This window comes from Paraburkholderia sp. UCT70, assembly GCF_050434085.1.
GTDB classification, from domain to species: Bacteria; Pseudomonadota; Gammaproteobacteria; order Burkholderiales; family Burkholderiaceae; genus Paraburkholderia; species Paraburkholderia tuberum.
In genome coordinates this window covers 1010120-1024430 of the sequence record NZ_JBNPVZ010000003.1, presented here as the reverse complement: position 1 = coordinate 1024430, position 14311 = coordinate 1010120, and the positions used below count along the sequence as shown (strand labels likewise).

Below are 14311 nucleotides of genomic sequence, written 5' to 3'. Positions count from 1 at the left end.
GAACAGGGCACACACGTCTTCAGTTGACTAAAGGCGACGTCTCGCGAGCGGGTTCGAAATATAGCGAACCGCGAAATCGGAAAGCGGTGAGCAAGGCAACAGGCAAAGACTGGACAGCGCGAGCGTGCCTATCTTCTTCTTATAGCTCCAGAACGGATTGGCGACTATCGAGCGCAAATAACCATGCGACTGCCGGCTGACCCATCCCCAGCGCTTCGCGAACGAAGCCTGATAAACAGCAGAGCAAAAATACGCCTTCTCGAGTGAGAAGTCGTGAAACGATGGCGGAAGCTCTATGCCGAGCCGCGAGCGCGCCATCTGCCGAAGGATCGACCAACGCTTGGTCAACGCCCTGGGCGCCTTGTCGGTGCTGTCCGAATTGGCGAAATCGATTCCTGTGTTTTCGGTCCGATGCACGCGGTATGCGCCTAACGATTTCGGGATCGTCGCGATTGCTCCCAACAATGCGACCCCGTAGATCGCGTAGAAGTCTGCGCCGTAGCGATTACTGCTTGCTTCCGGCACGGGAAAGATTTTCTTTAATGCGCTGGTCCGGTAGGCGTTGCCTGACGCTGGCGGCGACGGATAGAGCCAACCCCGGCGCAGCAGGCTACCGCAGTCGACTGGCGCGGCGGAGTGAGGTACGTATGTACCCGTGGGCTTCCCGGCTGAATCCACAACGTCGAGACGGAACTGAACCTTGACGGAGTCGCCGGCCTCGAATGCTTGCATGACCTCGGACACCGCACCCTTGTACAGTAGATCGTCGGAATCGAGCAGGATCACGAATTCCGTGTCGATCATATTGACTACATCGTTATATGCGGAGACCTGGCCGCCGTTCTCCCTATAGAGCGCCTGGATGCGGCCGCCATAACTTTCTACGATTTCGCGTGAGCCGTCCGTCGATCCGTCGTCGATCACCAGAACACGCGTTTCCGGGTAGTCCTGAGAAAGAGATGAGTCAATTGCGTCGGCCAGAAAGCGACCGTGGTTGTAATTGCAGATCACGATTGTGATTTTTTGCATGGCGCTTCACCACTGTCGTTACCGCTAATGGAGAGTTCGCGAAAAACATCGGCAGGAAACTACCGTGCCCCGGGCGAAGTTGCTCGGAAGGAAGGCCTTATCGACAGGTAAGCGTCTGGTATCAGGCTTCCCCACTCGTAGTCGATCCTGTCCGGCATGAATGGCAGAACGCCCGCACCCGGCGTGAAAGTAAGTTCACCAAAATAAATCTGGTTATTGGGCGAATACAGGTCCACGCGGACATAGTCGAAGTCCGCCGAGAGCTTGATCCGAGCGTCCACGATCGCGTCGAGATTGTCCGGGCGAGGCGGCGGGTTTTCACTGGGTTTGTACTCGCCAATGACTACGTCCAGATGGTTCCAGTTGACGTCGTACAGATCGCCGCGCGTATCAGCGCCGAATCTGTCCGAGATGACGAGAATGTAGATGACCAGCCGGCCTGATTTGGCACCAAAGCACTGCAGCTTATAGTCGGGGGGAACGTTGCCGCTCTCATCGAGCAGCAGTTGCTCGAAGAAGATACGCGGCTTGATGGGGCGATAGTGCTTTTCCCGACCGATCTTGTAGAAGTCGAGGGACAACCAATGGTTCGCGAGATCCCGCAATTCCTCGAATGAGGTTGCCGATTTGTTTCTGACCACCTTGACATAAGTGCTGCCGTGATTCGCCTTCATCACGAACGAGTCCGGCAACGCATCGAATACCTCTTTCGTGAAGGTCTCGGGGGCGGCAAGCAACGGTATAAGATGGCTCTCGCCAAGCTTTCTCGCAACATAGTCCCTGACCGTAAGCTTGTCGGTCAACTCGGTGAGCCACGGATCCGGCCGCAGGCTTTTCTGCAGAATTTTCTCGTTGAATGTTGTCGGACGAAGCAGGTTCGGATAACGGCCAATGTACTTGTGATGCAACAGGCTCAAGAACAATGGCGCAGGCAGCATCGACTTGGCCGCGTCTTTCAGCTTGCGCAGAGTTGGGTTGGTCGTCGTCATGGTTCCCATCCCGTCAGATAGTCTTGCCGTATGTGAGGCCAGGCCAGCCTTCCAGGTACGTCACTGCGGAGGTTAGCGCACAGAGTCCGTCGTGATTGACGGCGTCGCTAAAGGAAGGTACTTTGGCCCATTTTCGCGAAAACGGCGGCTTCTGCAGGGCTCTTTCGGGATGAAAAGGTCCGGAGCCTTCTCAACGGCCAGAGATGGAAACTGCGTCCGCAAGATGGCTGGCGTGCGCGGCGATTCGTTCAGCAGCGAATTCAGCCCGCACCGGTCTGCCGTGAGGATATCCCTGCGCATGCGGGTACGCCCGCCGTCAGCAACGACGCGATCCAGAACCAGGTCTACCAATCGAACGAGATCGTCGCCGGTCAGTTGCTCGTAGCGCTTCACCGCAGGGCTAACGTAGTGTTCGCACCTGTGCCATCGCAGTCGAGCGCTACGGTCCCTAGCAGGTCCAGAAGTGCCGCCAGGCGTTGCCGGTCCTGAGCGGTAATTCCCGGCCGGACAAGCACGCCTTCAACCTCCGATACGCAGTAATCCCGGCGGATAACCCGCGGACGGCGCACCAGGGTGTTCACCGCAGCTTCCAGCTGTCCTATTTCGTTACGCACGACACCCATTTGCCTCTCCGCAATCCCGAACTGAAATCCGACCTGCTGAGACACCTCTCTCATGCGGTCGCCTGCAAATTCCGACAACGCCCGTCCCCGCTCTACCTGGGCGTTACAACGAGCCATATGACCAGAACAACACCCGTCAGCACTGCGAGCAAACGTCGCTAGCGACATCGGGAACAGCCTTTGAGATCGACCGGCATGTGCACCGGGGAATCAGATGTTTGTCCGAGCCTTCGGTGAAAGTGTCCGATAGTCATTCTTTGAGCATGGCGGCCCCGGCTCCGAGACTGTTCGCGCCTTGGCGCGGCAGGCACACGGTTAACACGGCTTAAGTTGGATCCGAATCGCGTCGATAGCGCCGTGATGTGCCTGCCCTGCTGCAACAAAATTCAGCGCACAACAGAGCGATGATGCGCGCGACACGTTGAGACGGTTGCCGGCGAAATGGCACAATAAATTACTGGCGCCTAAGCGCGCGGAGCAGGCAAGCGGGGCGCTCAGTAATGAATTGTCAGCGGCTCGGGATAGTATTGCGTGAGCGAATAGGAGCTTTCGGGAGACCAGGCTTCCAACGTCTCCTGACCGGGCGAGCATCGGCCGCTTATCAAGAAAGACATAAACGTCGTCTGGACTGAGTAAGTGTCGCCCGCAATATATACGGTCGCATCGACTCCTTGTCTGACGATTTGGGATGGCCGTACTTGCGAGGTCGCGGCAGCGGTCGGAGTGATTAGCGGGCTGCCACTGCAGTCTGATGTCGGATATGCAGAGAAGTCGCCCGCCCATTGAAATTGCGACGCTGAATGCTGACTACCGTTACTGATGCTTACCCGTTGAATCGGAGCAAAAATCACCGCGCCGTTCACGAGAAGAACAGTGCCAAGCGGCTCATAGCTAATCAGCGGCCCCACCACCTTGCCTTGGCTGTCAAAGACCTTCGGGGTGCGTTGCCCACCCCGTTCGCCGCTTTCCCTACCGCCTGACCCGCTTCCGTCGAAGCCGTAAGACAAAGTCGCCATACTTAGGGCGAGGAGAGCAGCCACCAGCACTTTGCGCACTTGAACCTCCATTGTCAGTGATGCGGCTAGGGTCGGGACTGAGCCGTTGCGGACCATCACGAACTGAAACGTACTCCGTCTAAAGAATAGCTGCTGGCCTCGCGCAGGCATGCCGATGTCTCCGCGTTTCGCGCCATTTTGCTGTACGGTCGTGGCCACATGTCGCGGGCCCGCATTCCTGACGCTTCCTGCAGGTCAACGTGGGCCACGACAAACGGCATCCGCCGTGAGCCTGGGCGAGCTCGAACGGTTGCATTCGAACGGCTCGGAGGACCGCTAGCTGCTAGTGATCGCCCGCCCGGCGGCGGGACAAGCCAGCGATTGCCTCCATCCACGGAGCTGGCCGGCGAGCAAACGAGGCGTGCTTCTGTTTTCGCCCAGCATCCGCTCTCTGATGTGACCAATCAAATGGCCGCTGGACCTCGGAAACTGCCGTCAAGGTTGTGCAGGCTCTACGTCCGCAGTGGGTCGTAAGTACCCATTCGCGGAAGCAAGAGTCGCCGCTTCGGAGCCGCCTCGGGCGAACGGCCGGTTATTGCCGTGCAGCCGCCCCATGAGGCGCGATAGCTGAGCGTCCGCAATGGCCGATCACCGCCGAATGCAAACGGCATACGTGCGCCGAATCCCGCAAGACCCTGATCGGCAGCACGTGACCCGAAGCGGTCCTTCAGTTTTCGCGAAAGCAGCCGTTCAACAGTCTGTGAAGTCTTGGATCAAAAATCATGTTTACCCCAGAGTTTTCTGCAACCGATGCCGCCGAGCATATCCTGCTCGCCAATCACTATCTGGAGACAGAAGAGGCGCTGAATCTAAGCATTGCATTCGTTCGGGGACGCATTCACTTTGGCCGACAACACGTACCTCTGCCCGCAACGTTTGTCGTGCACTACGACGTGCGCGGTGAACCGGCCCGGGATTTCCGGAGGCTCCACTTCTTGAGAAAATGGAGCTATGGAAAACACCAAGAAGAAGTCCCCAAGGTACTCGCCGGAAGTTCGTGAGCGGGCTGTGCGAATGGTGCTGGAACACCAGGGCGACCGCGAATCGCAATGGAAAGTGATCGCGTCGATCGCAGCGAAATTTGGCTGCTCGGGTGAAACGCTGCGTAGCTGGGTGCGCAAGGAAGAGCGGGATCGGGGTTTGCGCCCGGGCACAAGCACGCAGGAGCAGGATCGGCTCAAGGAACTGGAGCGGGAGAACCGTGAGCTGCGCCAGGTTAATGAAATCCTGCGCAAGGCGTCAGCATATTTCGCACAGGCGGAGCTCGACCGCCGACCGAAGTGATGATCACGTTCATCGATGATCACCGGCACGTCTACGGGGTCGAGCCGATCTGCAGGGTGCTGCCAATTGCCCCGTCGACGTACTACACGCATGTGGCCCGCCGCGTCAATCCAGGCCTGGTGCCGCCGCGGGCCCAGCGCGACAGGATGCTCAAGGATGAGATCCGGCGCGTGTGGGAAGAAAATTTCCAGGTGTATGGCGCAGACAAGGTCTGGACGCAATTGAAGCGGGAAGGCATTGTCGCGGCGCGCTGCACGGTCGAGCGGCTGATGAAGCAGATGGGCCTGCGCGGTGTGGTGCGGGGCAAGACGGTACGCACGACAGTGAGCGATGGTTCGACGCCGTGCCCGAAGGATCTCGTGAACCGGCAATTCACGGCCGAACGGCCCAATGCGCTGTGGGTGTCAGATTTTACCTATGTATCGAGCTGGCAGGGCTTCGTCTATGTCGCGTTCATCATTGACGTGTTCGCCCGACGCATTGTCGGCTGGCGTGTGTCGAGCTCGGCGCGCACGGACTTCGTTCTGGACGCACTGGAGCAGGCCTTGTGCGAGCGACAGCCGGCGCAGCAGGACGGGTTGATACATCACAGCGACCGCGGCGTGCAATACGTATCGATCCGCTATACGGATCGGCTGGTCGAGGCTGGCATTGAGCCGTCAGTGGGCAGCGTGGGCGACTCCTACGATAACGCACTGGCGGAAACGATCAACGGCTTGTACAAGGCAGAGGTGATCCATCGCCTCGGACCATGGCGCAATCCGCAGGCCGTTGAAATTGCGACGCTCGAATGGGTCGACTGGTTCAACAATCGTCGGCTCTTCGGCCCCATCGGCAACATTCCACCTGCTGAGGCAGAAGCCGCTTATTATTCAAAACTCGCTGGGTCCGCCATCGCGGCGTGACTCAAGCAAAACAGCCTCCGGGAAACCCGGGGCGGTTCAGATCACGTTCATCGATGATCACCGGCACGTCTACGGGGTCGAGCCGATCTGCAGGGTGCTGCCAATTGCCCCGTCGACGTACTACACGCATGTGGCCCGCCGCGTCAATCCAGGCCTGGTGCCGCCGCGGGCCCAGCGCGACAGGATGCTCAAGGATGAGATCCGGCGCGTGTGGGAAGAAAATTTCCAGGTGTATGGCGCAGACAAGGTCTGGACGCAATTGAAGCGGGAAGGCATTGTCGCGGCGCGCTGCACGGTCGAGCGGCTGATGAAGCAGATGGGCCTGCGCGGTGTGGTGCGGGGCAAGACGGTACGCACGACAGTGAGCGATGGTTCGACGCCGTGCCCGAAGGATCTCGTGAACCGGCAATTCACCGCCGAACGGCCCAATGCGCTGTGGGTGTCAGATTTTACCTATGTATCGAGCTGGCAGGGCTTCGTCTATGTCGCGTTCATCATTGACGTGTTCGCCCGACGCATTGTCGGCTGGCGTGTGTCGAGCTCGGCGCGCACGGACTTCGTTCTGGACGCACTGGAGCAGGCCTTGTACGAGCGACAGCCGGCGCAGCAGGACGGGTTGATACATCACAGCGACCGCGGCGTGCAATACGTATCGATCCGCTATACGGATCGGCTGGTCGAGGCTGGCATTGAGCCGTCAGTGGGCAGCGTGGGCGACTCCTACGATAACGCACTGGCGGAAACGATCAACGGCTTGTACAAGGCAGAGGTGATCCATCGCCTCGGACCGTGGCGCAATCCGCAGGCCGTTGAAATTGCGACGCTCGAATGGGTCGACTGGTTCAACAATCGTCGGCTCTTCGGCCCCATCGGCAACATTCCACCTGCTGAGGCAGAAGCGGCTCTGGTGCAAATAGGCGGTCTGGACGAGATTTTTGTTATAGAAAGGATACCTCATCAAGCAGACAGGACGGCCTCCCAAACTGCGGGCGCAGCGGTATCTTTGAGGCCGAGCTTCGCGAGGCTGAATTGGCCCTTGCGAATACGATGGACCAACTCAATACCTGAGAGAGTAATCGCTGCGTTCCTGAAACGTTTGAAGCCGAGCATGACTTTCGTCCGGGACTTGATGTTGCGGTGGTCCTGCTCGACCAGATTATTGAGATATTTCGAGGATCGGACGTTTGTGTCCTCAGGCAGCAAGCCATCGGCCTTCATCTCGCGCACGGCGCGGTGCGAGGCTGCATAACCATCAAGCGTGATGGTCTTCGGTGGCTGGCCTTGATGTTCGATTGCCTTCCTGAAAAAGGCTTTTGCCGCCTTCACGTCGCGCCTGGCGCTGAGCATGAAGTCTACTGTCTGGCCCACCCGATCCACCGCTCGATAAAGATAGACCCACTTGCCGCGCAGCTTGAGGTAAGTCTCGTCGACACGCCACGACCGCCCGGTGGGCCTGCCAAAGCGGTTCCACCGTTTCACGAACTCCGGCGCAAAGCGCCGCACCCAGCGCAGGATCGTCGTGTGCGCCAGCGACAGACCCCGTTCCGCCATCATCTCGACCAGATCGCGCAGGCTAAGCTTGTAGCGCAGGTACCAGCGAACACACAGAATGATCACATCGCGGTCAAAGTGACGGCCTGCGAACAGTTCGTCAAGGCTCTTCAGCTTGCTCATCGTCGGTTCTCAATTCGTTCAGCCTGACACCTTAACCGATTCGCCCCCGCGCTATTTGCACCAGAGCCCTTGCTGACATCCTCGTTTCGAAGTTCGCTGATCATCAACCGCTGTACCGGCAGTCGGCAATTGCCGCGCGTGACGGCGTTAAGCTCGACCCCGCCAGCATGGGGCGCTGGGTCGGCCAGTGCGAGGCTTTGTGCGAGCCGTTGACCGAAGCGCTGCGCGTCTACACGATGGCAACGTTCAAGCTGCACGCGGACGACACGCCGATCCCGGTGCTTGCACCGGGCAACAAAAAGACGCGCACGGGTCGCCTGTGGGTGTACGTTCGCGACGATAGCCGTTCGGGCTCGACGGACCCGGCCGCAGTCTGGTTTGCCTACTCGCCCGACCGAAAGGGGATACATCCGCAGACTCATCTGGCCGGATTCAAGGGCGTCCTGCAGGCCGACGCCTACGGTGGTTTCGACGAGCTGTATGCAGGCGGCAAGATTCGTGAGGCAGCTTGCTGGGATCACGCGAGACGGTACATATACGACGTTCATGTCCGCACGCCGACTGAGTCGACAAGGCACGTACTCGAGCTGATCGGCGAACTCTACGACATTGAGGCTGATATCCGGGGCGAGCCCGCCGCCGAACGATTGCGCGTACGGCAGGAGAGGAGCCTCGCGGTGCTCGCGACCATCAAGGCGTGGATGACGGACAAGATCGCGACCCTGTCGGCAAAATCCGAGTTGGCCAAGGCGATACGCTACTCGCTCAATCAATTGAACGCACTCGTTCTGTACTGCGAAGACGGTCGTATTGAGATCAGCAACGCTCTCGCCGAAAACGCTCTGCGCTGTGTAAGTCTGGGGAGGAAAAACTTCCTGTTTGCAGGCTCCGACAGTGGAGGCGAACGGGCCGCTGCCATGTACGGTCTGATCGGCTCGTGCAAACTGAATGACATCAACCCCCGTGCATATCTTGAGGTTGACCCGGTTCGACGGACGGATTTGCAGCCTGCGATTTGATGCGATCTAACCTCCGTTGAGTGTTGAGTCGCGGGTTGTCCACGGGCGGGCGGCGGGTCGCCTCTCACGACCATGACGCTGCCCGCCGGTGGACAACCCGCAAGGCGATACGGTTTGCCTTTTAACGTTGAGGTTTTCGAATTCAAGCGGCGAACGATAGCCAATGCCGCTGTGTAAGCGGCGTACGTTGTACCAGCCCGTGCGACACGTGTCGCCGTCCGCCGGACGTAAATCGGCAATGTAGTGGATGGCAAAGTCTGTTTCTGTCTTGTCACGCGCGGCTTGCCGTGCCGTGACCTGCCGTACGACCGGCAGTTGCCTACCTGGACGTGCGTGACTGGTAACGGTCGGGTGCGAAGCTCCAGGGACAACGTCTCGTCGAAAGACGTCATTACTGGCGACGGTGAGTGACGACGCTGCAAGCCGCAATGCGGCGTAGAGGCCAGGCAAGTTCCGCATGCGCAACAGATGTGAACCGTTGATAAACCTCGTAAACAACAACGGGCCGAAGCGGCTTACAGGCCCGAGCCAAAAAGGCACGCAGCTGGATGCTCCTTTGGGTTGTAGGAGCACGTCGTCGCAACGCTGCCGGGGAAAAGACGGGCGCTAAACGGACAGGCCCGCTGCGAGGAGAAGTTCAAATTGCATCTGGGTCGGCAGGAACGGGAACGTGGTAAGCCCGATTCTCCGCCATCGGTCTGAAGTCGGGCCCGTGGCAGGTGAGCCGTGAGGCAAGCTGTTGGGGGAGTGGGTAAGAGAACGCGGAAAAAGCGAATGTCGGGCTGTAATCGCCCGGACAGGGGTTCAAAATTTGCCCCGACCTGAAAGGGTGCTGACTTCCGTGTGGTGCAGCTGTCGCAGACGCGCACCTGAGGTCTCGGAAAGGCAGCTTGAGAGTGGCCGGCGCAAGCTGGTTCAGCGCCTTTCCCCTGAGTGATCAGGCAGACCGACGACGCGAGGGTTTGCGAAGGCCCTGTGCGGTTCCGGCAAGGCCGGCGTCAGTGCGACGCTTAACGCGGTGCTCGAGCCGTATGCGGGGAAACTCGCACGTACGGTTCTTCGGGGGCTCCGTGTCCGCAAGGACACGGGGCTACCCAATTCCAGGAACCAGAAGATGCGTTGCCGGGCCTGTTCACGAGTCGCAAAGAGTTCTCGCGAGAGTAGCTCCGCTTCAAGCGTGCCGAAGAACGATTCGCACATCGCGTTGTCGTACGCGTCGCCGGCCGTCCCCATCGACGGTTGCACACCGGCTTCGCGGCAGCGCCGTCCGAATGCAATAGAGGTGTATTGGCATCCCTGGTCCGAATGTAGAATTACGCCCTCGTGGCGTCGCTGCAGCAACGCCATATCGAGTGCGCGCAGCATCAGTTCGGTGTACAGATGGCTTGACATCGCCCAGCCTACAATTCGGCGACTGAACACGTCGAGGACTACGGCCAGATACAGAAACCCCTCGCCAGTCGGGATGTAGGTGGCGTCCGCCACCCACAGCATGTTTGTCGCCTCCGCGCAGAAGTGCCGACGCACCAGATCCGGAGCGCGCCGAGCCCCCGCGCGTTGCCGCGTGGTGTGTGGCCAGCGCCGCCGGCTCGCACCATGCAGGCCGGCCAGGTGCATCAGACGTGCGACCCGCTTGCATCCCACATGCACGCCTTCCCACGCGAGCTGCGCATGGATACGTGGCGCCCCATATGTGCCGCGTGAATTCGCATGCAGCGTGCGGATGCGCTCGAGCAGTTGCGCATCGCTACACGAGCGTTTCGATGGCTCACGCACCAGCCATGCGTAGTAGCCGCTCGCGGAGACCCTGAGCAGCCGTGCCATCGTGGCAATGGGCCACCTGGCCCGGTTCGCTCTCATGAATCCGTACCGCCCTTCGGCGGAACGGCTCCCGTCTCCCTCGCGAACCAGGCCGCGGCCTGCGAGAGAATGTCCCTTTCCATCTTCAGTTGCCGGTTCTCGCGACGCAACCGTGTGAGTTCCTGCCGCTCGGCCGTGGTCAGCCCGTCGTGACGCACACCCGCATCGCGATCGGCCTGCGCGACCCAGTTGTTGATCGTCTGTTCGGTCGGCTCGAACTCGCGCGCCAGATCCTCAGGCGTTCTTCCGGCCTTAACCAGCTCGACCATGTGAGCCCGGAATTCCACAGGGTATGGGGTACGATGCCTGCCCATTTTCGACACCTCCTGATCAAAAGCATAGGTGTCCGTTTTCGCGGGTCAACTTCATCTGGAATACATCCTGACTCACATCGCGGACCACAAAATCAGTCGCATCGACGAACTGCTGCCCTGGAACGTGGTCGGCAAGTTGCCCACGCAATCCACTCCGCCGTCAGCGACAACCTGATCGCCGCAACGTCTCCTGCCGGTATCCGCGAGGTATCGATCAACGCGTTACCGCTAGCGTGCCACATGCGCGCGACACCTCACGAACGGCCGACGCGAGGCGCTTACATCCCAGCCGTGCAGAATACCGGTTCATGAGAACACCGTTCGGTTTATTCGAGGACCACGAGTATAGGAAACGCCACCCGCCGGGCGCAGCCGCGCCGTTCGCAGCCGTTTTCACTCATTGTGGTTCCTGGCCGATGTTATCGGGCTGTTCTCAAACAATCTGGTCTCGTTCTCACGCAATGTGGTCCCACGCGTGCCGATATTCTCAGCGAATGTGGTCCCGCAAACCCGATGTAATCGGTTCCTGCGTCGGATGTAATCGGGCCGCTACATGTATCCATCGCTTGACCTGCGTCAGTTCCGGAGAGAGTAGCGAAGACTTATCGTGGATATGAAGAAGGAAAAATACCCCCGAAATTCATAAACTTGTTAGTAGCCGATCCTGATTCGGGCCAGCCTTTCCTCGGACAAGATTCGGCTCGACCGGGCAAATCTGAATGGATGCGGACAGTCGAGGTGGCCATCATGAACGGGCGTAGACTGTGCCAGCTATTGCTGGTGCTCGCGGCCTTGGGCGCCAGCGGTGCAACCTTGGCCGGCAGGGGGGGCGGTGGCTACTATCATGGCGGCGGCTACTATCGTGGCGATGGCTACTATCGTGGCGATGGCTACTATCGTGGCGATGGCTACTATCGTGGCGATGGCTACTATCGTGGCGATGGCTACTATCGTGGCGGTGGCTACTATCGTGGCGGCGGCTACTATCGTGGCGGTGGCTACTATCGTGGCGGTGGCTACTATCGTGGCGGCGGCTACTATCGTGGCGGTGGCTACTATCGTGGCGGCGGCTACTACCACGGGTACTACTATCGCGGTGGTTACTGCTGCGGCGGGTACATCGGTTTCTATTTCGGCCCGGGTTTTGTCTATGGTTATCCGTACCCGTACTACTACCCCGGCTATGACCCTTACTGGCCTATGGCGGACGGCGTGTCCTCGTCGCCGACTCAGTACATAGAGCAGGGGCAGGACGGACAGGCGGACATGGGCGGCCGCGCCGTGCCGCAAGCGGCCTACTGGTATCACTGCGGGAAGCCCGAGGGCTACTACCCGTATATCAAGGCCTGCCCCGGCGGCTGGCAAAGGGTACCGGCCCAGCCGCCCGACAACTGATTCGGCAGCACGCCGCGGTGGCGATCGAAGCCGCCGAAGCGCCAGGTGATGTCCGGCTGGAGCACAGACAGCCAGACGTCGAGGCCGATCAGGTCCGCCCAGTGCCAGCGGCCACAGCTCGGCTCACCGAGTCACCCCGGTTCGCCCGACTTTACCTTCGCACCGACGTTCTCGGCAGAGGAATGGCGCGCGGCGCAATCCGAGCGCCTTCTTAACAGGGCTGCGATTATTTCTGCGTCGCCAGGTGCAGTTGCCGCGCCATGGCCGCCGTTATTGATTGCGTGACCGTACCAGTAGTTCCCCACGGATCGACACTGGACTGCATCCGCGCCACGGTGGATTGCAGGTGCCACTGATCGCCGCTTTGAACATCGGCCAGTTCATCCCACGCGATTGGTACGGACACGCCCAGGCCCGGGCGCGCGCGCACCGAGTAGGTGTAGTGGCTCGATTACATCCTACGCAGGGACCGATTACATCGGGTGTTTCGGGACCACATTAGCTGAGAATGTCGGCACGCATGGGACCGCATTACGTGAGAACGGGCCCACCTTATGCGAGAACAGCCCGATTACATCCGCCGGGAACCACATTCAGCGAGAATGCCCGCGAGTCTGAGCCACGGTGGGTGTCACCGCCGGCTAAGACCCATTCCTGCCACTCAGTTAGTTTCTGCGAATATCACCACCGCGCTCTAGAACGGCCGTTCTGCCCCCGCCGCCCCGTCGGATGTAACTGGAGGCCGGGATTCGCGTTCGCTTCCGTCCATGCTCACGAAGGACTAGTACAACGTCCCGTAATTAGCTTTAATAATTCCGTGTGTAGGATGAAGCTAACGTCAGCGCCCTGTGCGCGGCGTGTGTGTTCAGGGCCGCAGCAATGTCTGCGGCTTTTTTTTTGGTGCGCCAGGCATGGCGCGTTGCGCGAAAGCGCAACTGGTTTTGGCTGTGGTGGCCAAGCTGGTGACTTGGAGGTGCAAGTCCTCTACACACCCGGCAAGGGGAAGTGTTAGCTGAAGGCAAGGGTGTCGCGGGCGACTGCGAATCTGAAGGAAGCCGAAAGCAAAATGCTGGCCTGACGAACAGGAAGCGGATTAGGCGGTGTAGCGGAGTAAGGCGGCCAAAATCGTCAAAGCCCAATACTTGCACGGAACGCTACGACGTAGATCCGACAGGCATAAGCAGGAAGGTCGCGCGTCTTACCCTGGGAGGCCTGTTGGTCTGCCTTGTGCTACTGCCGTCGAGAGGCGGCAGGATGGGCCCGCAGGAGTCAGCCGAAGCCGTAGTAGCTGCTGAGACCAGGGCAGTGAAGGGCCGAACCTGTCATGAGTGGATAGTCGCGCATGCTCTCTGAGCGGACAGGACAGATGCCCGAGACAACTCGGGGCCTGCCACCAAAGGCTGGCGGAGCCGGAAGCTCCAAGAGCGGTGGCGGCGTCTATTGGACGACAGGCGACATGATGAACGAAACGAAGCTCGCTGGGGCGGTATGCGCAGTAGGCAGGAACCGCCGTATACGGAACCGTACGTACGGTGGTGTGGGAGGACGGCGGGGGTGACCCCGCCTCCTACCCGATCATTCGGGGCTATCTCCGGCGCTTGCACCGGGTATCCGGTGCCGCTAACTTCGACGGCACAAATCGCCATGCAGAGCTACCGGAGGGAAAACGGCGGCCTCGGGTGTCGCCGAACGTCGGTATGGGCTTTGGCGTGACTGAGTTCAACTGGAAGGCCGGACCCAGCGCGACAACCAGCATCGGATTTGTGGCGGTCGTGAGGATCCGCAAGGCCCATGCCGCTGTCGCCGTGTTCTCCCCCACTGCGCGCTTCGGCGAATCGCGCGGCAAGCCATTTTTCAGCGAAGCCGATGCGCTGGTGGGTGGCTCTAGTGCAGGATGACGTATTGTCGATGACCTGTTGACTTCCCTTCGCGACAGCGGGAGAAGTCAATGCTATTGAGCCTTTACGCTGGTCAGAATTCTGAGAATAAGCGACTCGCATGGGATGTAATAAATATTTCTCAATATCAGATTATAAGCGGCCATGTCTGAAAAAGAGACTGCCCTATAAACGCCATATTCAAATATGAATAGGGGTGCTGCACGGCGCCATTGATTGGACTGCCAATTCAGACATCGAGGTGCGCGTCCAGATCGGCTCGGGCC

General features: G+C 59.6%; 12 protein-coding genes, 3 pseudogenes and 2 other annotated features. Of the genes and pseudogenes, 7 read left to right on the top strand and 8 right to left on the bottom strand.

What is annotated here, in order from left to right; genetic code table 11:
* Positions 1-27: 27 nt before the first annotated feature.
* The 4 genes from OKW41_RS22650 to OKW41_RS22635 all read right to left on the bottom strand — a co-directional run bounded on the left by OKW41_RS22650 (position 28) and on the right by OKW41_RS22635 (position 3696).
* Entirely contained in the window at positions 28-1029 is a 1002-nt protein-coding gene (locus OKW41_RS22650; RefSeq protein ID WP_429574015.1) for a glycosyltransferase family 2 protein, read from the bottom strand.
* A gap of 59 nt (positions 1030-1088) precedes the next feature.
* Complete coding sequence (locus tag OKW41_RS22645) at positions 1089-2027, bottom strand: ATP-grasp fold amidoligase family protein (protein ID WP_429574014.1); 939 nt, start codon at positions 2025-2027, stop codon at positions 1089-1091.
* A 63-nt stretch (positions 2028-2090) separates the two neighbouring features.
* Positions 2091-2411, bottom strand: a complete 321-nt coding sequence (locus OKW41_RS22640; RefSeq protein ID WP_429574013.1) for a hypothetical protein — start codon at positions 2409-2411, stop codon at positions 2091-2093.
* 724 nt (positions 2412-3135) lie between these two features.
* The gene (locus OKW41_RS22635; protein WP_429574012.1) at positions 3136-3696 is read right to left on the bottom strand and encodes a hypothetical protein; all 561 of its coding nucleotides are present in this window, start codon (positions 3694-3696) and stop codon (positions 3136-3138) included.
* Positions 3697-4418: 722 nt separating this feature from the next.
* Here OKW41_RS22635 and OKW41_RS22630 point away from each other — a divergent pair.
* The 3 genes and pseudogenes from OKW41_RS22630 to OKW41_RS22620 form a co-directional block, all read left to right on the top strand.
* On the top strand, positions 4419-4697 hold the full coding sequence (locus tag OKW41_RS22630; RefSeq protein ID WP_429574011.1) for a hypothetical protein: 279 nt from the start codon (positions 4419-4421) through the stop codon (positions 4695-4697).
* A protein-coding gene (locus OKW41_RS22625) for an IS3 family transposase (protein ID WP_429574010.1) occupies positions 4648-5885 on the top strand; the annotation gives its coding sequence in 2 pieces (ribosomal slippage) (positions 4648-4951 and positions 4951-5885; 1239 coding nt in all). Before OKW41_RS22630 ends, OKW41_RS22625 begins: the two co-directional genes overlap by 50 nt.
* Positions 4938-5054: a sequence feature (AL1L pseudoknot), on the top strand. Its footprint overlaps the gene before it by 117 nt.
* A 39-nt stretch (positions 5886-5924) precedes the next feature.
* Positions 5925-5997, top strand: a sequence feature (AL1L pseudoknot).
* Positions 5926-6786, top strand: a pseudogene (locus OKW41_RS22620) (IS3 family transposase); the annotation flags it as partial. It overlaps the preceding feature by 72 nt.
* A gap of 56 nt (positions 6787-6842) precedes the next feature.
* Here OKW41_RS22620 and OKW41_RS22615 read toward each other — a convergent pair.
* A complete protein-coding gene (locus OKW41_RS22615; RefSeq protein ID WP_429574362.1) occupies positions 6843-7550 on the bottom strand; it encodes an IS6 family transposase in 708 nt (235 codons plus the stop codon).
* 77 nt (positions 7551-7627) lie between these two features.
* Between OKW41_RS22615 and tnpC the strand changes: the two are divergent.
* Positions 7628-8578 (top strand): annotated as a pseudogene (gene tnpC, locus OKW41_RS22610) (IS66 family transposase); the annotation flags it as partial.
* Positions 8579-9493: 915 nt separating this feature from the next.
* On the opposite strand, the gene OKW41_RS22605 reads toward tnpC, so the two are convergent.
* Complete coding sequence (locus OKW41_RS22605) at positions 9494-10402, bottom strand: IS3 family transposase (RefSeq protein WP_429574009.1); 909 nt, start codon at positions 10400-10402, stop codon at positions 9494-9496.
* 32 nt (positions 10403-10434) lie between these two features.
* On the bottom strand, positions 10435-10752 hold the full coding sequence (locus OKW41_RS22600) for a transposase (protein ID WP_429574008.1): 318 nt from the start codon (positions 10750-10752) through the stop codon (positions 10435-10437).
* A gap of 52 nt (positions 10753-10804) precedes the next feature.
* On the opposite strand from OKW41_RS22600, the pseudogene OKW41_RS22595 reads away from it, so the two are divergent.
* Positions 10805-10927 (top strand): annotated as a pseudogene (locus tag OKW41_RS22595) (transposase domain-containing protein); the annotation flags it as partial.
* Between the two features lie 572 nt (positions 10928-11499).
* Positions 11500-12147 (top strand): hypothetical protein, encoded by a 648-nt coding sequence (locus OKW41_RS22590; RefSeq protein ID WP_429574007.1) that lies wholly within the window; start codon positions 11500-11502, stop codon positions 12145-12147.
* A 226-nt stretch (positions 12148-12373) separates the two neighbouring features.
* Here the strand turns inward: OKW41_RS22590 and OKW41_RS22585 are convergent, their stop codons facing one another.
* A complete protein-coding gene (locus OKW41_RS22585; RefSeq protein ID WP_429574006.1) occupies positions 12374-12577 on the bottom strand; it encodes a hypothetical protein in 204 nt (67 codons plus the stop codon).
* Positions 12578-13826: 1249 nt separating this feature from the next.
* Between OKW41_RS22585 and OKW41_RS22580 the strand changes: the two genes are divergently transcribed.
* A complete protein-coding gene (locus OKW41_RS22580) occupies positions 13827-14045 on the top strand; it encodes a hypothetical protein (RefSeq protein ID WP_429574005.1) in 219 nt (72 codons plus the stop codon).
* The last annotated feature ends 266 nt before the right edge of the window (positions 14046-14311 follow it).

Coding starts and splice junctions, on each gene's coding strand:
- OKW41_RS22650 (WP_429574015.1), bottom strand. CDS start 1,029: ATGCAAAAAATCACAATCGTGATCTGCAATTACAACCACGGTCGCTTT.
- OKW41_RS22645 (WP_429574014.1), bottom strand. CDS start 2,027: ATGGGAACCATGACGACGACCAACCCAACTCTGCGCAAGCTGAAAGAC.
- OKW41_RS22630 (WP_429574011.1), top strand. CDS start 4,419: ATGTTTACCCCAGAGTTTTCTGCAACCGATGCCGCCGAGCATATCCTG.
- OKW41_RS22605 (WP_429574009.1), bottom strand. CDS start 10,402: ATGGCACGGCTGCTCAGGGTCTCCGCGAGCGGCTACTACGCATGGCTG.
- OKW41_RS22600 (WP_429574008.1), bottom strand. CDS start 10,752: ATGGGCAGGCATCGTACCCCATACCCTGTGGAATTCCGGGCTCACATG.
- OKW41_RS22590 (WP_429574007.1), top strand. CDS start 11,500: ATGAACGGGCGTAGACTGTGCCAGCTATTGCTGGTGCTCGCGGCCTTG.